Origin of the sequence: Undibacterium hunanense, assembly GCF_014284335.1 — a bacterium.
In the GTDB taxonomy this organism is placed as follows: Bacteria; Pseudomonadota; Gammaproteobacteria; order Burkholderiales; family Burkholderiaceae_D; genus Undibacterium; species Undibacterium hunanense.
The window spans coordinates 233005-249635 of the sequence record NZ_JACOGF010000009.1 but is presented as its reverse complement, the minus strand read 5'-3'; the positions used below and the strand labels follow the sequence as shown (position 1 = coordinate 249635).

At 50.9% G+C, this 16631-nt stretch carries 15 protein-coding genes; 7 read left to right on the top strand and 8 right to left on the bottom strand.

Translation table 11 applies throughout. The features are described from left to right. Positions 1-192: 192 nt before the first annotated feature. The gene (locus tag H8L32_RS18205; protein WP_186948679.1) at positions 193-822 is read right to left on the bottom strand and encodes a GntR family transcriptional regulator; all 630 of its coding nucleotides are present in this window, start codon (positions 820-822) and stop codon (positions 193-195) included. Between the two features lie 263 nt (positions 823-1085). Here H8L32_RS18205 and H8L32_RS18200 point away from each other — a divergent pair, with 263 nt between their 5' ends. The 3 genes from H8L32_RS18200 to H8L32_RS18190 all read left to right on the top strand — a co-directional run bounded on the left by H8L32_RS18200 (position 1086) and on the right by H8L32_RS18190 (position 5644). After that, positions 1086-2270, top strand: coding sequence for an NAD(P)/FAD-dependent oxidoreductase (locus H8L32_RS18200; RefSeq protein ID WP_186948678.1), 1185 nt, complete (start codon positions 1086-1088; stop codon positions 2268-2270). 244 nt (positions 2271-2514) lie between these two features. Beyond that, positions 2515-3822, top strand: a complete 1308-nt coding sequence (locus H8L32_RS18195; protein WP_186948677.1) for a TRZ/ATZ family hydrolase — start codon at positions 2515-2517, stop codon at positions 3820-3822. Between the two features lie 22 nt (positions 3823-3844). Continuing rightward, positions 3845-5644 carry a M14 family metallopeptidase gene (locus H8L32_RS18190; protein ID WP_186948676.1) on the top strand — a complete coding sequence of 600 codons (1800 nt, stop codon included), beginning with the start codon at positions 3845-3847 and terminating at the stop codon, positions 5642-5644. Between the two features lie 50 nt (positions 5645-5694). On the opposite strand, the gene H8L32_RS18185 is transcribed toward H8L32_RS18190, so the two are convergent. Then, entirely contained in the window at positions 5695-6933 is a 1239-nt protein-coding gene (locus H8L32_RS18185) for a nucleoside recognition domain-containing protein (RefSeq protein ID WP_186948675.1), read from the bottom strand. A gap of 213 nt (positions 6934-7146) precedes the next feature. Between H8L32_RS18185 and H8L32_RS18180 the strand changes: the two genes are divergently transcribed. Further along, a complete protein-coding gene (locus H8L32_RS18180) occupies positions 7147-7581 on the top strand; it encodes a hypothetical protein (protein WP_186948674.1) in 435 nt (144 codons plus the stop codon). A gap of 11 nt (positions 7582-7592) precedes the next feature. Here the strand turns inward: H8L32_RS18180 and H8L32_RS18175 are convergent, their stop codons facing one another. Continuing rightward, entirely contained in the window at positions 7593-8207 is a 615-nt protein-coding gene (locus H8L32_RS18175; RefSeq protein WP_230412295.1) for a DUF1345 domain-containing protein, read from the bottom strand. Positions 8208-8571: 364 nt separating this feature from the next. Here H8L32_RS18175 and H8L32_RS18170 point away from each other — a divergent pair, with 364 nt between their 5' ends. From H8L32_RS18170 to H8L32_RS18160, 3 genes are read left to right on the top strand one after another with little or no spacing between them, the layout of a single operon-like run. Then, on the top strand, positions 8572-8892 hold the full coding sequence (locus tag H8L32_RS18170) for a hypothetical protein (RefSeq protein ID WP_186948672.1): 321 nt from the start codon (positions 8572-8574) through the stop codon (positions 8890-8892). Further along, complete coding sequence (locus H8L32_RS18165) at positions 8889-9743, top strand: HDOD domain-containing protein (protein ID WP_186948671.1); 855 nt, start codon at positions 8889-8891, stop codon at positions 9741-9743. Before H8L32_RS18170 ends, H8L32_RS18165 begins: the two co-directional genes overlap by 4 nt. Positions 9744-9793: 50 nt before the next feature. Continuing rightward, complete coding sequence (locus H8L32_RS18160; RefSeq protein WP_230412294.1) at positions 9794-10765, top strand: GGDEF domain-containing protein; 972 nt, start codon at positions 9794-9796, stop codon at positions 10763-10765. Between the two features lie 65 nt (positions 10766-10830). Here H8L32_RS18160 and H8L32_RS18155 read toward each other — a convergent pair whose 3' ends face one another. The 5 genes from H8L32_RS18155 to H8L32_RS18135 all read right to left on the bottom strand — a co-directional run bounded on the left by H8L32_RS18155 (position 10831) and on the right by H8L32_RS18135 (position 16025). Then, complete coding sequence (locus H8L32_RS18155) at positions 10831-11832, bottom strand: NADP-dependent oxidoreductase (RefSeq protein WP_186948670.1); 1002 nt, start codon at positions 11830-11832, stop codon at positions 10831-10833. 131 nt (positions 11833-11963) lie between these two features. Continuing rightward, the gene (locus tag H8L32_RS18150) at positions 11964-12773 is read right to left on the bottom strand and encodes an oxidoreductase (RefSeq protein WP_186948669.1); all 810 of its coding nucleotides are present in this window, start codon (positions 12771-12773) and stop codon (positions 11964-11966) included. A 122-nt stretch (positions 12774-12895) separates the two neighbouring features. After that, complete coding sequence (locus H8L32_RS18145) at positions 12896-13501, bottom strand: TetR/AcrR family transcriptional regulator (protein ID WP_186948668.1); 606 nt, start codon at positions 13499-13501, stop codon at positions 12896-12898. 311 nt (positions 13502-13812) lie between these two features. Continuing rightward, positions 13813-14484, bottom strand: coding sequence for an OmpW/AlkL family protein (locus tag H8L32_RS18140; protein ID WP_186948667.1), 672 nt, complete (start codon positions 14482-14484; stop codon positions 13813-13815). A gap of 14 nt (positions 14485-14498) precedes the next feature. Next, positions 14499-16025: an alpha/beta hydrolase gene (locus tag H8L32_RS18135; protein ID WP_186948666.1), complete on the bottom strand. Its 1527-nt coding sequence runs from the start codon at positions 16023-16025 to the stop codon at positions 14499-14501. Positions 16026-16631: the final 606 nt, after the last annotated feature.

Genomic DNA, 16631 nt, shown 5'->3' with positions numbered 1-16631 from the left:
CTTGTTAATGCTTATGTGTGTCTCACATGTCTATCACATGTCTTTTACATGTCGCTCACGCGTCTCTCCACGGCAGTAAATCTGTGCAACAGCACTGCCTGGGACTCGCTCTATTATGGCATTTTCCCTTGATGCCTGTCATGCCTGCATGAGATTACACCTGCGGTGTTTTTACATACCACAGCCAACAACTCAATCGTCCTGTGCTGCAAGAATAGCGCGCTGTGTATGTGCAATGTGTTCTTCCAGCATACGGATGGCTTTTTCTTCCGCACCCGCACGCAATGCTTCAAGAATTTCATAATGCTCACGTTGTGGCTGTTCGCGCCCCAGTATGTGTGAGATGTAGATCCGTGTGTAGCGCTGCGTCCCCAGCACCAAGTCTTCAATCATCTTGATCAGACGTGGTTTTTTCGCCGCACTATACAGGGTCAGATGAAATTCAAGATTGAGTGCAAACCAGACACTGGGCTTGCTCGCATGATCGTAACGCTCAAGAATGGCCTGGCATCGATCAAGATGGTCTTGTGTCATATTCGGCATGGCCAGTCTTAATGCCCTTGTCTCCAGGCCAATGCGTATATCCAGCATCTCGATGATTTCAGGAATCGAATGCGTGGTAACCACGGAACCCTTATGCGGTTCATGCCTGACCAGGCCTTCGGCTTCCAGCTTTTTGAGTGCTTCGCGGATGGGAATCCGGCTGACGCCAAATTGATCGGCAAGCTCTTCCTGTTTCAAAGGAACACCCGCCGAAAGAACGCCTTCATAGATATTCTTTCTCAATGAAGAGGTAATCTGGTCTGAAGTTGGCTTGCTCATACGTGCTCATTTCTTTGGTTAAATAACTTACAAGTTAAACAATTCAAAAAAATTATACATTATTGGATCCAATTTAAGATACAATTTTTCATCACCTTTATTTCTGCTGTCAGACAAATTGAAACAGGATTTCCGCAAAGTTTTCCCGGCTTACCCTGGCGAGACGACGAAGACCGTATTTCAGTACGACCAGACTCCCCCAATGCAGCCGGGGGAGTCTAGCGCAAACCCTATGAAATCTTCTTTTTAAACAAAGGTTTACCATGGATGCTTTAAATACCAGCCACTATGACGTGGTGATCATTGGTGGAGCCATCGTCGGTTCGTGTACGGCTTACTTCCTGAAACAGGCCAGCCCTGGCATGACAATCGCCGTGATCGAGCCTGACCCTACCTATGAATTTGCATCCACCTTGCGTGCATCTGGTGGCGCCAGGCGCTTGTTTTCCTGTCCCGAAAACATTCAGATGTCGAACTTCAGCATCGATTTTATCAAGCAGTTTCCAGTGAAAATGGCGGTCAATGGTGACGTTGCCCATATCGACTGGAAGGAGCAAGGCTATCTGTTCATCGTCCAGGGTGAACATATGCGCGTTATAGAAGAAAACGAAAAAACGCAAACCGCACTCGGTGCTGAAATCCACATCCTGGATCGCCAGGGATTGCTCAAGCATTTCCCATCCATGAACGTCGAAGATCTGGATGGCGGCGCCTATTCACCGCGAGATGGCTGGTGTGATCCATCCAGCTTCCTGCAAGGCGTACGCAAGAAGGCGCGTTCCCTGGGTGTAGACTACATCCAGGACAAGGTCGTCGGTCTGGGTTCGAGCAGGCATGCCGTCACCAGCGCCACCCTGGCCAGCCAACGGGAAGTCACTGCGGATTACTTTGTCAATACCGCAGGTCCGTGGGCCAGCCAGATCTGCGACATGATAGGCATGCATTTGCCTGTCAGCCCACTGCGCCGCTTTGAACATTACTTCACCGGCCAAAACAAGATTGAACCACTACCGTATGTGAAAGACACTGCGCGGCTGGCATTCCGTCCTGAAGGTGTGGGTTATTCGGGTGGGCTGGTCAACTCTGACGAGGCACGTGGCTTCAACTTCGACGTGGACCATGATTACTTTGAACGTGTTGTGTGGCCGGCTTTGGCACATCGCTTCCCAACGGCATTTGAAGGCAGCAAATGCCATCGCACCTGGTCTGGCCTGTATGAACAGTGCGAGCTGGACGGTAATCCTATCATTGGTAACTGGAAGGGCCACTTCGATAATTTCTACGTTTCCGCCGGGTTTTCAGGTCACGGCATGATGCATGCACCAGCCGCTGGCCGGGCAATTGCGGAGATGATAGTCAAGGGCCATCAGGAAACAATCGATCTTTCCCGCCTGTCTTATGCACGCGTTGAAAAGAACCAGGCTTATCGCGAAAACGGCATCCTGTAACTCATAACAAGGTGGATTTGGTCGTGCCCTGTTCCACCTTTTTCTTTAAAACGCCAGCCATGTGTACCATTGCGCCCATCGCGGTCCACTGTGTCACGCTGTGTACACTGCACGACACTCCTCTGGGCGGCATAAAATACACTTCCTGCTACCCCTTGCCATCCATGCTTATCGTGCAAACGCATCTCACCCTATTGATGAAATGAGTTCTAGTTATAATGCATGATCAATCGTGGAGTAAAAAATGAAGACTTGCCTACATCCCAAATACCTGATCCCCATAGAACCGGCCGCCACTGTCCTGCAAAATCATGCGCTGGTCATGCAGGATGAAAAAATTCTGGCTGTACTCAGCAGTGCAGACGCACGGCAACAATATCCTGATGCCCAGCATGTAGAATTGGCGGAACATGCGCTCATGCCCGGCATGGTCAATCTGCATGGCCATTCCGCCATGAGCCTGTTGCGTGGCCTGGCGGATGATCTGAGCCTGATGGACTGGCTGAACAACCATATCTGGCCAGCAGAAAAGAAACACGTATCGGAAGAATTTGTGTTTGATGGCAGCGTCTATGCCATGGCAGAGATGTTGCGCGGCGGTACCACCACTATCAACGACATGTATTTCCACCATGAAGCCGTAGCACGTGCGGGCCTGCATACCGGTATGCGTACCGTGGTGGGTTGCAGCGTACTCGAATTTCCTACCGGCTATGCGGCTGATGCCGATGCCTACCTTGACAAGGCCATGGCAGCACAGCAGGCGTTCCAGGGCCAGAGTGGCGTAGCGTTCCGGCTGGCACCACATGCCCCCTATACGGTGTCAGATATCACCTTCAAGAAAATTGTCGCCCTGGCTGACAAGCATGACATGGGCATACATTGCCATATTCATGAAAGCATGGATGAAGTCAATGACAGCCTGCGTGATCACGGCATGCGCCCCCTGCAACGCCTGCATCAACTGGGCTTGCTGTCGACACGCCTGATAGCTGCCCACATGGTGCATGCAAATGAAGATGAAATTCAATTGCTGGCACAACAGGGGGTGCACATTGCGCATAACCCTGCCAGCAACCTGAAACTGGCTTCCGGTTTTGCTCCCATCCACGCCATGCAAAGTGCAGGCGTGAATGTAGGCATAGGTACAGATGGCGCAGCCAGCAATAATAAACTCGATCTGCTGGGTGACTTGCGTATGGCGGCCCTGCTGGCAAAAGCCGTATCAAACAACCCGACCGCCCTGAATGCAGGCAAGGCGCTGGAAATGGCGACCCTGGCTGGTGCCCGTGCTTTAGGTATGGATAAGCAGATAGGTAGCCTGGTTGCCGGCAAGCTGGCCGATATCATCGCGATTGACCTGTCGGCACTTGAAACCCTGCCCCTGTTTGATCCTGTATCACAAATCGTCTATGCGGCTGGCCGCGAGCAAATAAGCCACGTCTGGGTCAATGGCCGTTGCCTGATGGCAGAACGCCAGTTACTGAACCAGGACGCAGCACAATTGAAAGACAAAGCCATCTGGTGGCAACAGCGCATTACGGCTGCCTGAACAATTTACCGTTAACTTCATCATGAAATCATTAGCTGCTTTCATCAAAACCCCTCTTTATTCAGGATTGGCCGGGCTGCTGGTCAGCACCCTGCCGCTGTCACCTGCCCTTGCAGGTAATAATCTGCTCACCACAGTGGCAGAGCAATCCGGTTTTCTGAAAACCGGCCGCTATGAAGAAGTGGAAAAGCTGTGTGTGGCGTTTCAGAAAAATTATCCCAAAGAAGTGCGCTGCCTGGAATTTGGACGCACACCAGAAGGCCGCCCCATGCTGGCCTTACTGGCGACACGTACAGGTGTCTTCCAGCCTGCCGAAGCAGCAAAGAAAAACCTGCCTGTCACCCTGATACAGGGCGGCATTCATGCCGGTGAAATTGATGGCAAGGACGCCGGTTTCCTGGCCTTGCGTGAAGTGCTGGACAACAAGACTGCAGCACATGCGCTGGATCACCAGATACTGTTGTTTGTGCCGGTATTCAATATTGATGGACATGAACGTTTCGGCGCATGGAATCGCCCCAATCAGCGTGGGCCGGAAGAAATGGGCTGGCGCACGACAGCACAAAACTTCAATCTGAATCGCGATTACGTGAAAGCCGATTCTGCTGAAATGCAAGCCATGCTGGCACTTTTCAATACCTGGAATCCGCTGGCTGTCATCGATTTGCATGTGACCGATGGTGCCAAGTTTGAACATGATATTTCCATCCAGGTCGAACCTGTCAATTCTGGCGATGAAGACCTGCGCAAGGCAGGCAAAGTCTTGCGTGACAATGTCATCGCTGACCTGGCAAAACAGGGCTCATTGCCATTGTCTTTCTACATGACATTTACACGCGAAGACGATCCCATGTCTGGCTTTGTCGACAATGTGGCGCCACCACGTTTTTCGAATGGCTACCTGCCCTTGCGCAATCGCTTTGGCATGCTGGTGGAAACACATTCATGGAAAGATTACCCTACCCGCGTACGCATCACCCATAACACCATTATTTCAGTGCTGGAGCAAGTTGCACAACATGGTGAAGCATGGCTGAAGACTGCGCAGGCGGCAGATCAGCGTGCTGCGCAAATGGCAGGGCAGACTTTGGCTGTAACTTATAAAACCAGCGACAAGAGCAAGGATATTGCCTTCCGTGGCTATGCCTATACTCGCAACATGTCGGATGTGTCAGGTGCCTTGATGACACGTTACGATGAAAGCACGCCTCAGGTATGGAACGTCAAATTACGTGATGAAATTCTGCCTGATACCACGGTCACCCTGCCCAAGGCTGGCTACCTGGTACCCGTCGCCTACAGCAAAGCGGTCAAAGAAAAACTGCAGCAGCATGGCATACAGTACAGCATCATTCAGAAAGAACTGGGCAATGTCGACACTGAACAGTTCAAGGCAAGCAAAGTGAATTTGCAGCCGCAATCATTTGAAGGACGCCAGACCCTGAAATTGCAGGGCCAGTGGGAAAGTAAAACGCAAACCCTGCGCAAGGGAGCGCTGTTTATTCCAATTGCCCAGGCAAAAGCGCGCCTGGTGGCAGCCCTGTTTGAGCCATCTGCACCAGATGCCCTGGTCAACTGGGGCTGGTTTAACGGTGTATTTGAAAGAAAAGAGTATATGGAAGCCTATGTGGCAGAAGATGTCGCGCGCCAGCAACTTGCCGCAGATACCCAACTGAAAGCTGCATTTGAAAAGAAAATTGCCGACGAGCCAGAATTTGCCAAAAGCCCTGCTGCCCGCCTGGAATTTTTTGCCCAGCGCCATTCATCATGGGACCAACGTTATCAGGTATATCCCGTACTGCGCCTGAATACCAAACCCTGAAGCAGAAACGGCATGCAGCAAATGCATGCCATTTCAGATGGGTTGCGGTATTAATGAAAGAACAGGTAGGCCACAAATATGGCCGCCACGACACCTGCAAAATCGGCCAGCAAGCCCATGGAAATGGCATACCGGGTCTTACGTATGCCGACTGAACCAAAATACAGGGCAACGATATAAAACGTGGTATCGGCAGAACCCTGGAAGATACAGGCAAGACGGCCAACGAATGAATCCACGCCATACGTCTTCATGGCATCCACCATCATCGCACGTGAGCCACTACCGCTCAGCGGTTTCATTAATGCTGTCGGCAGGGCAGCGGTGAAATCCGTGTTCACTCCCATCTGCGTAAATAGCCAGTTAAAGCCGGACACGACAAAACCCAGTATCCCGGAATTGCGCAAGACACCAATTGCCACCAGCATACCCACCAGATACGGGATAATCGTCAGCGATGTCTGTATGCCGCCCTTGGCCCCTTCGATAAAGGCTTCATATACGTTCACCTTTTTGCGCATCGCCCCCACTATAAAGCTGACGATGATGGTGAACAGCAAAAGATTGCTGCTGACCTTGGAAAACACTTCAATCTCTGGCCGCGTCATATGCTGGCTTAAATACCAGACCATGGCAACGATAAAACTGCTCAGACCACCGAGCCAGGCGAGTATCACTTTATCGAACAGGTTGATACTCTGCCTGATGGCCACAGCCACCAGACCAACCACCGTGGCGACATAGGTGGCGATCATGCAAGGGATAAAAATATCTGATGGGTCTTTTGCCCCCAGCACCGCACGTTGCGCCATGATGGCCAGCGGTATCAGTGTCAGCCCGGATGTATGCAAGACCAGGAACATGATCTGCGCATCGGTGGCTTCTTCCTTGCTGGGGTTCAGGCTTTGCAGGCTTTCCATTGCCTTTAGGCCGAATGGTGTAGCGGCATTGTCCAGTCCCAGCAGATTGGCGGAGAAATTCATCACCATGTGACCATTGGCCGGATGGTTTTTTGGTACTCCAGGGAAAATACGTGCAAAAAACGGCGCGATCAGTTTCGCAATAAAATCGATGGCCCCGGCTTTTTCTCCAATATTCATGATGCCCAGCCACAGGGTCATGACACCAGCCAGCGGCAAGGCAATGTCCATAACGCCGATGCGCGCAGAATCAAAAGTTCCATCCATGATGCGCTTGAACACTTCCACATCCCCAAACACCAGCCACTGCACCAGGGCGGCAATGAAGCCAATCAGAAAAAAGCCGGTCCAGATATAGTTAAGTAGCATGACTTGTCAGTTTGACCTGAGTTTGATGTAGGAGTGCAAGCTTTTTATCATGAAAAGCCTTTACCGTAGTATGAAAATTTCATTCCCTGTCATAGACGGCAGACATACCTGAAACATCCTGTTGCAGTTTTTCCACCTCATATACAAATTCATGTAGCCGTAACTGCGCGGGCCTGCGTTATATGAACATCGCAACAAATAAGAGGTGGTGTCATGAAAACCAGCTTACTGATGAAATGCCTGTTGTCTGCAGCAGTTTTGTACGCTGCCGGCACGGGAATAGCTGCTGCACATGATTTTGACCGTGGCTGGCGCAATTATCCGCCACCACATCATGTAGTACGCAATTACAACTATGTGTATTACCCTTCGCACCAGGTGTATTACTCACCCGATCACCGCGCCTGGTATTGGACGAATGGCCGTGGCTGGGAGACCGGTAGCCGCCTGCCTTACTTTGTGAATGTGGATACACGATTCGGTGGCGTACCTATCGTATTGCGTTCTGCCACACCGTATGTCGAGCATGTATATGTGGAACAGACCTATGGCCGCCCATGGCGCGACAGGCATGGCTGGCACCAGGAAAGACGCTATGAACGTGAATGGCGCGAAGAACGACGCGACCACCACCATCACTGGCGGTAGTAAATACCACCTTAGTTACCAACCAGGGCAGCCGCAATATTGATGGAAAAGCCCACGACGGCCACATTGAAGAAAAAGCTCAACACAGATTGAGCAAGCACCGTCTTGCGCACCTGGCGGTTCATGACACACACGTCCGAAGTTTGTGCAGCGACCGCAATGGTGAAAGAGAAATACAGGAAATCCCAGAAATCCGGCATTTCCTCGTCATCCGGGAAGTGCAAGGCGCGTTTTTTCTCTGGTGAATTGTAAAACAGCAGCGCATAGTGAAAACAGAAGACAATTCCCAGCAAGGCCCAGGAACCAAGCACAGTTGAAGCGGCAAACAGGTATTTCATTATCCGGACTTCACTACTGAGCCCGGCCATGCCTGACAGTTCATGAATAATGGCCAGCAGGCTGATGGTCGCCGACAGCGACAGAATCACCAGCACTGCAACGGCACTTTCATCTTCCTGCTGCGCCATCCTGCGCACAGCCTGTTTGTCAGCGCGCATCATCAGCCATCCCATCGAGATCAGATAGAGCCAGACCCCCACGTTCCAGCCGCATAGTGCCCGCGTCACCAAAGGTGTCGTCCCCGGCAGGGCCAGCGCTGCCACGGTGCCCAAACCAAGGGTGATCAACAGCCTGGGGCGTCTTTTAATAAAGTTTCTGATGATTTTTCCTGTTTTTTGCTGTTTTTGCAGTTTTTTTGCTATTACTAAAACCTGGGCCGCCATGCACTCAAAAGAATGTGCTCAGGACAAACCACAACGAATCAATCAGCGCACTGATTGCAGTGCCTGTAGCTTGCCTGACACGGTATCAATCCCGGGTGTAGTATATACAAAGTCAATGAGCAGTGAGCAGCGAGTACTCTGAACTCTGAAATGACAGCAGGACATTTTTATTCAAAAGAAACTTTCAAATACGCAATTTTTTATTACACTGCAAATACATACTCAGGCTGTAAGCCTGGCTGGAATCTTACGAACAGAGGCAGCGGATATGAATAAACGTACCCATTATGTAGCGCTTTCCAAAGTCACCGCAGGTGCTGTGCTGGCAGATGATCTGCTTGATAAGGTGGGGCATGTGTTGTTGCCAGCTGGCGTAACGCTGACGGAGAACATGCTGCATTCCATCGCTCACCACGAAATACACCAGCTATCCATCGTTGCTGCTCCAGTCTCAGAACAGCAAGAAACCGAAGAACGCGAAATCAGGCTGGCACGCCTGGAACGACTATTCCGCCACGCTCCCGACAGTGCACCCGCCAGCCTGTTGAAAGCATATGTCTTCCATTACCGCCATGGTGACTATCAATGAATGACACGAGCGAGTATCAGGTACATCTGGAAGATGTGGTCAAGCATATCAAGGACTTGCCTACCCTGCCAGCAGTGGCCATGGAAATGCTGCAAGACCTGGAAGATGAAGACAGCAGCCTGGATATGATCACTGAAAAAGTGGCCATGGACCATTCTGTCTCGGCCAAACTATTGCGTCTGGCCAATTCATCCTACTACGGGAATAATTCCAAAGTGGTGACCTTGCAGCAGGCAACGGCCATGCTGGGGGTGAAAAATGTAAAAAATTTAATACGGACCACCATCTTAAGCGACAAGTTTCCAACTTCCAAATGCCCTGCCTTTGATTTTCGGGCCTTCTGGCGTCACAGTATAGGAACGGCCATCTGTGCCGAACTGATCTCGCGGGCCTTGCACATGAAGCATGATTTTGCGTTTACTGCAGGCTTGCTGCACGATATAGGCAAGCTGGTGCTGGTGACTGGCTATCCTGACAACTACAATCAGGTACTTGACTATAAAGCAGCAAATGATTGTCACCTGCTGGAAGCAGAACGACGCATCATGCATATTGACCATGTCGTTGCCGGCCTGGCATTGGCGCATCAATGGCGTTTTTCAGAAGCAGTGTGCGATGCCATACGTGGTCACCATGATCCCGAGCAGGAAAACCTGCATGCGCTGGCTTCGGTCGTGCATGTGGCCAATGCCATCGTGCATGCCCTGGACCTGTCTGCGGAAGAAAACGACATGCTCCCCTTGCTGTCACAGGCTGCTTGGGATACGCTAGGGCTTAGTGAAACTGACTATATAAGCATATTTCGTGAAACTGAAATGCGTTTCGATGCTTTGGATCAGATCGTACTCTGACTTTTTCTTTTTGGCCCATGTATCTGGATAAAACAATTTTGGAACACCTGATGCTTTTCAGATCAACGGACTATCGCATAGAAGATATCCACCTGTTTCGTGACATCAACGAAGAAAACCGAAAACTGATCGCCGACATCATCAAGGACTGTCAGGTCGTCAAGGCCCGTACCGGCCAGATCGTGCTGGATGCCAATAGCTCCGGCGCCAGATTATTCATCGTCCTGAAAGGCGCGCTGGGTGTCAGCCGCCTGACCGAAAAAAGCAATCATCTGGAAAACACCATTACCCAATACCTGCCTGGTGAATGCGTGGGTGAGATATCGGTGCTGGATGAAGAAATCCATTCGGCCACCATCTCTGCCATCAGCGACAGCGAGTTATTGCTGATTGAAGCTGAAACCCTGTGGAAGCTCATCGATGAATCCAACGGCGTTGCCCGCAATCTGCTGCAGTTATTGTCCTTCCGTATCCGGGCGGCGAATGCACAGATACGCAACCGCCAGAAAGTCGGTGAATTTTATCGCCAGCTTTCCATGGTGGATGGCCTGACAGGCCTGCACAATCGCGCCTGGCTCAATGCACAATTGCCGGGCATGATCGAATATGCCCATGCTGCCGGCGCACCACTCAGCATCATCATGGTGGATCTGGATCACTTCAAACGCTTCAATGATGAATATGGTCACCTGCTGGGCGATGACGCCTTGCAAACCGCCGCCAAGGTCTTGAATGCAGGCCTGCGCCCCAGTGACTTTGCTGCCCGCTATGGCGGCGAGGAAATGATGGTGATCTTGCCTGGTGCCAGTCATAAATCAGCCATGGGTGTAGCCCAGCGGCTATGTAACCGTCTGGGTAAAACAAAGATATTTAGCGACCGGCAAAAAATCCTGCCGCATATCACCGGTTCATTTGGCGTGGCGACACTGACACCCGGTCAGGACAGCAATGCCCTCATCAGCACCGCCGATGCGGCACTTTACCGCGCCAAGGCGGCTGGGCGCAACCAGGTGGCCAGTTAAGCCGTCGTTGCCACACATCTGTCCTTCTCATCAACATTTTCCAATGCCTGAAAAGGGCAAGCGAGTTATCGAATCCTGATAACGACCTTGCCTTTGGCGCGGCCCTTTTCAACATACGCCATGGCTTCGCCCGTTGCCTCGAATGGAAAGATTTTGTCCACAACCGGACGTATGGCCCCGGAATCGATGAGCGCGGCAATCTCGCGTAGCTGCGCTCCGTGCGCTCTCATGAACAGAAAAGAATAGTCGATATGTCGACGCATGGCTTTTCTTTTGACACCAGAACTCAACAGCCGCATGATGAATTGTACAAACCATGGTGCACCAATTTTTTTCGCAAAATCAATGTCCGGCGGTCCGGATATTGAAATCAGTTTCCCACCAGCTTTGAGTATTTGCAAAGACTTGTCGAGTGTCTTTCCATCCTGGCTGTTTAAAACCACATCGTAGTCGCGCAGGATTTTTTCGAAATCATCCTTCTTGTAATCAATAACGATATCTACGCCCAGGCTCTTCACCAGATCAATATTCGCGGTACTGGTGGTGGTCGCCACTGTTGCCCCGATATGCTTCGCCAATTGAATCGCAAATGTGCCGACACCGCCAGAACCGGCCTGTATGAATACCTTTTGCCCTTTCTTCAAATTCGCTTGTTCTATCAGCGCCTGCCACGCTGTCAAACCCACCAGAGGGATAGACGCCGCTTCTTCCATGCTGAGCGTTTTTGGTTTCAGCGCCAGTGAATCTTCTTTGATGGCAATCAATTCCGCGAAAGCACCGATACGAAGGTCATCTGAACGGGCATACACTTCATCACCTGGCTTGAATTGCCGTACCTGAGGTCCTGTTTTAACCACGACCCCGGCCACATCATGGCCCAGAACAAGCGGCAACTGATAAGGCAGGATGAGCTTGAACTCGCCATTCCTGATCTTGGAATCCAGCAGATTGACACCAGCCGCGTGGATCTGGACCAGTACTTCATCCGGCCTGATATCCGGAACCGGCATAGAGCCAATCCGGCCCTCAGTCTTTTTTCCGTAACTGTCGATAATAAAAGCTTTCATCATAATTCTGGTTCCAATCGGATTAAATATGCTTGCAGTCAAATATCTGGCCAACAGATATTGCTGCCAAAGCGCTTGCATTTCAGGTCTGCGTTATCCTACGTCTTTGAACAACAGAAATATGAATATTCCTAGGCTTCAAGCCGCAGGTCTTTACGTATGCCAGCATCCATCAGGCCAGCAGGTGCATATGTGCGCAGCAGGCGCAGGCGACTGGCCAGGCTACCTGCGGTGTAACGTAACTTGGGATGATGTGCTATCGCTGCCTTCAGTACGGCTTCGGCCACGACTTCAGGTCCCTCTGCCGTTGCCATGACTTCTTTCACCCTTTTATTCACCGCAGCACGCACTTCGCGATATTCGTCCAGCTTGGTGTCCGGCTCCAGCATGTTGGCGTCGAATGGGGTCCTGGTGTAGGCAGGTTCAAGCACAATGACACGGATGCCCCAGGTGCGCAGTTCATGGTCCAGGGATTCTGAATAACCTTCCACCGCATGCTTGGTTGCGGAATACAGAGCACCGTAAGGCATGGGCAAAAAACCGAGTACCGAGCCAATGTTAATGATGCGCCCCGCCCCCTGATGTCGCATATAAGGCACGACTGCGCGTGTCACACGCAGGAGTCCAAAAAAATTCGTATCGAAAATCGCCTGGGCCTGCGCAATCGAGACCTCTTCTGCGCCAGCAGGGGCGATGCCTATCCCGGCGTTATTGACCAGCAGGTCTATGCGCCCACTCAAACGTATCACCTCACTGATGGCTGATTCGACCGACTCATCGCTGGTCACATCCAGCGGTAACATGTTGAATGATCGCTCATCACCTGAAGCACCCCGGCGGCTGGTGCCATAAACCGTGTAACCTGCTTTCACGAGTCGTTTGGCAGTCGCTTCGCCTATGCCCTGTGAGGCACCGGTAACCAATGCTATTTTGTTGCTCATCATGCTCTCCAATCTATATGGACTATGTACTTAAGGGATTGCAATACCTTCATTTTAATCAAAATATTATGATCATCATATTTTAAGACAAACAAAAACCGGCGTACATCCACCGGCATCAATCATGAACCAGATGTGATCTTTTCCCGCGCAGCGTCGAGAAAACTGTCTGACAGCCTGGTATCGTCAACGGCGCGCGCCAACAATAGCGTACCGACCATGGTAGCGACCACCATAAGTGCCTGCTCATGTGCGCCTGGCTGGCCCCAGTCTGGCAATTGACGTGCAACGACATCAATCATTTCCTTGATGCGACGGGTAGCAGCACGCCGCACCTCTGGTGCCTGCCTGGGCATCTCCGAACCCAGCGCGCAAACGGGACAACCCCTCTCTATGCTGTCGAAATGCTCCTTCGACAAGTAAGCCTGTACCAGCGCCTGCAAAGCCTGTTCAGGCGGCACGGCAGCGGCAATCTGTGCCGAGGCTGCCACCGCTTCGGCACCGGCACGATCCGCAGCCTCGGCAAGCAATGCTTCGCGCGACGCAAAGTGGCTATAGAAACCGCCATGCGTCAATCCCGCTTCTTTCATGATGTCGGCGACGCCAGTACCATCGTAACCACTGCGCCGTATGGCACGCGCAGCAACTTCAACGATACGTTCGTGTGAAATTTCTTTGCGTCCGGTGGCTTTTAATTTTGTCGATTTATTCTGCATGATGGTCATCATATATCATTTCAGCACAATGTGCTGGAGCAATCCAAGAATAGTCAGAATGCATTTCTTGACAGGGATAGATGGATTGCAGACCAGGTCTGCATGCGAGGTGAGCCAGCGTGATACAGGAAGGCCCGATGAAATCACCCGCATCATGGATGCTGCGGATACTGCTGGCGCTACGACATTATGGGCGCCAAAAGTGCTACAAATGCTACCAATGGCTACCAATGCCAGGACTGCGTTTGCCACATACAGATTTGCAAGAAAAAAGGGTTCCAATGAAACATTGGAACCCTTTTTCACACTACCGAAGAAGAATCTTAGAAGCTGTAACCCACGCACAGACCATATACAACTGGCCGGAAATTGATGGTGGTTTTACGTTCTATGCTGCCGGTTGTGGCCTTCATATCAGTCTTGACATCTGCCGCAGCGATAGACGCATTGACAGACCAGCGATCACTGAATTTGTAGCTGATACCAACCTGCCCTGCAAGACCGAATGAATCCTTCAAATCAATCTTGGTTGGGCCACCTGTTGCGATATTGCCGACCGCGGTGGATGTCGCATCAAAGAATTGGGTGTAATTGAAACCCAAACCTACATACGGACGCCATGCGTTGGTTGGTGCACCGAAGTTGTAGTTGATGAAGAAAGTCGGTGCACGTTGTTTAACCTTGGCAATCGTGCCATAAGGTGCCAGCGTGCCACGGCCTTTGACATCATGCTCCGGCGGGATACCAGCGAGGAAATCAAAGTCAAAATTATCATTGAGCCGGCGCGTGTATCCCAGCAAAACTGTCGTTGCATTGCCAACAGTCAGACCTGCCGGTTGTGGCGTCAGGAAAGCCGGGCCATTGCTGGTGAAATCAGGAGACTCGGAATGCACCTGCACATTGATGATACCGGCACGTACCGTATTGTCATATGCCATGGCGGAGACAGAAGCCAGACCCAGTGCAACGGCGATAGCGATTTGTATTTTTTTCATGATGGCGTCTCCTCTTATTTAGCCAAAACTTGCTGGAAGAAGGCGCGTGCTGCAGCGTTGCAGAACGGTGGAACCAGCGTGCCATGGTAAGCAGCGGCGACAGCTGTAGCTGGATCCTGCTTGGCGGCAATGGCTGCATTGATCGCTGCCGTTTTGCTTTGACCAAAACCGACCTTGGCAGCAGCGAACGGATCTGCTGCGCTGGTTGGAGCGGAATCCACGTCCAGCACTGTCAACGCTGCTGCTGGCAAACCTTTAGCCTGGAAGTAACCTGCCGTTGCCTGGGTGCTGGCAAAGAACACGGTAGGGTCACCATTACCGCCGCACAGGAACACCGGCACGGTAGGCACATAGTTACGCAAGTCATTCTTCACGCCAGCCTTACGGAAAGGATTGGCAGGCGTACAGTTCAAAGGATCTGCAGGATTGACGTTGCAAGGATTTTTCTGTGCATCAGCCAGATAGGTGTTGCGATAGCTGGTTTTCACCAGGTTACCGTCACCGAAGAAAGCAGCGAAGGCAGCAGATGAAGGACCTGGCAGAGAATCCTTGGCAAACATTGCATACGCTGGCAATTTACCTGTCGTGAACAGGTCATTGAAAGTCAGCGCGCCTGGCAACAAGGTTTCGATGCCGGTTGCGTATTTGTCTTCATAGACTTCATTCGGATTGGCATACAAACCACCATAGGATTTTTGCCAACTGGTCGTGATCAGAGGAATGAACACCGTACCACCCGCATTCGGGCTACCGGCAAACGTTGCGTCACCCAACAGGGACATGGCGTAAGGACCGGACATACCTGCCAGGGCAGTTACCTTGAATTCAGACGCGTAGGTAGTCTGCATAGCACGCTGTGTCGCCATGGCCACATGGCCACCTTGAGAATAGCCGCTGATGACCAGCTTGCCGGAATCCTGTGCACCGATAGAGCCGAATGCCTTGCGTGCCGCACGCAGGGAATCCACCATGTCATTGGCTTGCTGTTCAGCATTCAGGTAAGGATGGTAGCTCAGTGCCGAGGTATCGTAACCGGCATAGTTAGGCGCAACAACGATGAAACCTTGTGCGGCATACATGGCTGCCAGCAGAGTGGCTTCCGAGTTGTCACGCAGGTTGGCCATGTTGAAAGATTTTTCTACTGTCGTGCCATGTGCATACAACAGCACAGGACGTGGGCCGGTACAGGCAGCATCCGTGCCAGACGGTACCATGATGGCGCCAGTTGCATCAGTCGCTTCGTTTGCGCCGCCAACAGTGGTGTACTTCATGTAGTAGGTGCTGATTTCGCACTTGGGTGCGCCAGTGATCTGGGTCAGACCAGGTTTTGCTGCATCCAGCGAAGCCTTGAAGACGACTGGATCAAGTTTGGTCAATGCCGGGCCGCTCGCCTGAGGAATAGGCACCAGGACAGGGGGATTGGCAACCAGCGTACCACGCGCAGGTGTTGTATCGATTGTTGGACCAGCACTACCACCGCCACCGCAAGCCGAAAGAACGGCAGCCGAAAGCAGACCCAGCGCTATATGGATTTGACGCATTATTGTCTCCTGTTAAGTATTTTTTTTGGAAGTCAGTAGAACCACCGAAGTCCAAAATAAAATGGAACGAGCGTTCTAAAACTCAATGAGTAGTATGTCATTTACGCAATTTGCTGAATAGCGAAAATTTCATCTCTAGAGTAAACACTCTTAAAATTCTGATTGAATTTGGTGCACGAACTGTCTACGCGTACCAAATACAACACAAGGCGTAATTTTAATGTCTGTTAAGAAAAAAACCAGAAATGATTTTATTGATATAAATTCCTGTGACGACCAATAAGGAACTAATTCATGTCTAGCGAAGAGGGATTAACGCTGACGCCACACATCCGTAAACTTAATTTAAAGAGTACGGTTTATTTTTGTATCTAAATACAAAAAGCTTACCTCATTGCAGTTTTGAGCATTAAAACTGAATTTGACATTCATTAAATATAGCAAGTATATTTATTTTTTATAAATACTGATAGACATTAATAATGTTGTTAAAATACTTCTCACTTCAGGCTTAAGCCATGTCAATAGAAGCAATTTAAAAGGACGCCCTCCTCAACAAAAATAAACAAATTGGAATTTTCTAAGGACAACCACAACAGTTATTCT

Excerpts from the sequence above, each read along its gene's own strand:
- H8L32_RS18205 (WP_186948679.1), bottom strand. The coding sequence starts at position 822 with ATGAGCAAGCCAACTTCAGACCAGATTACCTCTTCATTGAGAAAGAAT.
- H8L32_RS18200 (WP_186948678.1), top strand. The coding sequence starts at position 1,086 with ATGGATGCTTTAAATACCAGCCACTATGACGTGGTGATCATTGGTGGA.
- H8L32_RS18195 (WP_186948677.1), top strand. The coding sequence starts at position 2,515 with ATGAAGACTTGCCTACATCCCAAATACCTGATCCCCATAGAACCGGCC.
- H8L32_RS18190 (WP_186948676.1), top strand. The coding sequence starts at position 3,845 with ATGAAATCATTAGCTGCTTTCATCAAAACCCCTCTTTATTCAGGATTG.
- H8L32_RS18185 (WP_186948675.1), bottom strand. The coding sequence starts at position 6,933 with ATGCTACTTAACTATATCTGGACCGGCTTTTTTCTGATTGGCTTCATT.
- H8L32_RS18180 (WP_186948674.1), top strand. The coding sequence starts at position 7,147 with ATGAAAACCAGCTTACTGATGAAATGCCTGTTGTCTGCAGCAGTTTTG.
- H8L32_RS18170 (WP_186948672.1), top strand. The coding sequence starts at position 8,572 with ATGAATAAACGTACCCATTATGTAGCGCTTTCCAAAGTCACCGCAGGT.
- H8L32_RS18165 (WP_186948671.1), top strand. The coding sequence starts at position 8,889 with ATGAATGACACGAGCGAGTATCAGGTACATCTGGAAGATGTGGTCAAG.
- H8L32_RS18160 (WP_230412294.1), top strand. The coding sequence starts at position 9,794 with ATGCTTTTCAGATCAACGGACTATCGCATAGAAGATATCCACCTGTTT.
- H8L32_RS18155 (WP_186948670.1), bottom strand. The coding sequence starts at position 11,832 with ATGAAAGCTTTTATTATCGACAGTTACGGAAAAAAGACTGAGGGCCGG.
- H8L32_RS18150 (WP_186948669.1), bottom strand. The coding sequence starts at position 12,773 with ATGAGCAACAAAATAGCATTGGTTACCGGTGCCTCACAGGGCATAGGC.
- H8L32_RS18145 (WP_186948668.1), bottom strand. The coding sequence starts at position 13,501 with ATGATGACCATCATGCAGAATAAATCGACAAAATTAAAAGCCACCGGA.
- H8L32_RS18140 (WP_186948667.1), bottom strand. The coding sequence starts at position 14,484 with ATGAAAAAAATACAAATCGCTATCGCCGTTGCACTGGGTCTGGCTTCT.
- H8L32_RS18135 (WP_186948666.1), bottom strand. The coding sequence starts at position 16,025 with ATGCGTCAAATCCATATAGCGCTGGGTCTGCTTTCGGCTGCCGTTCTT.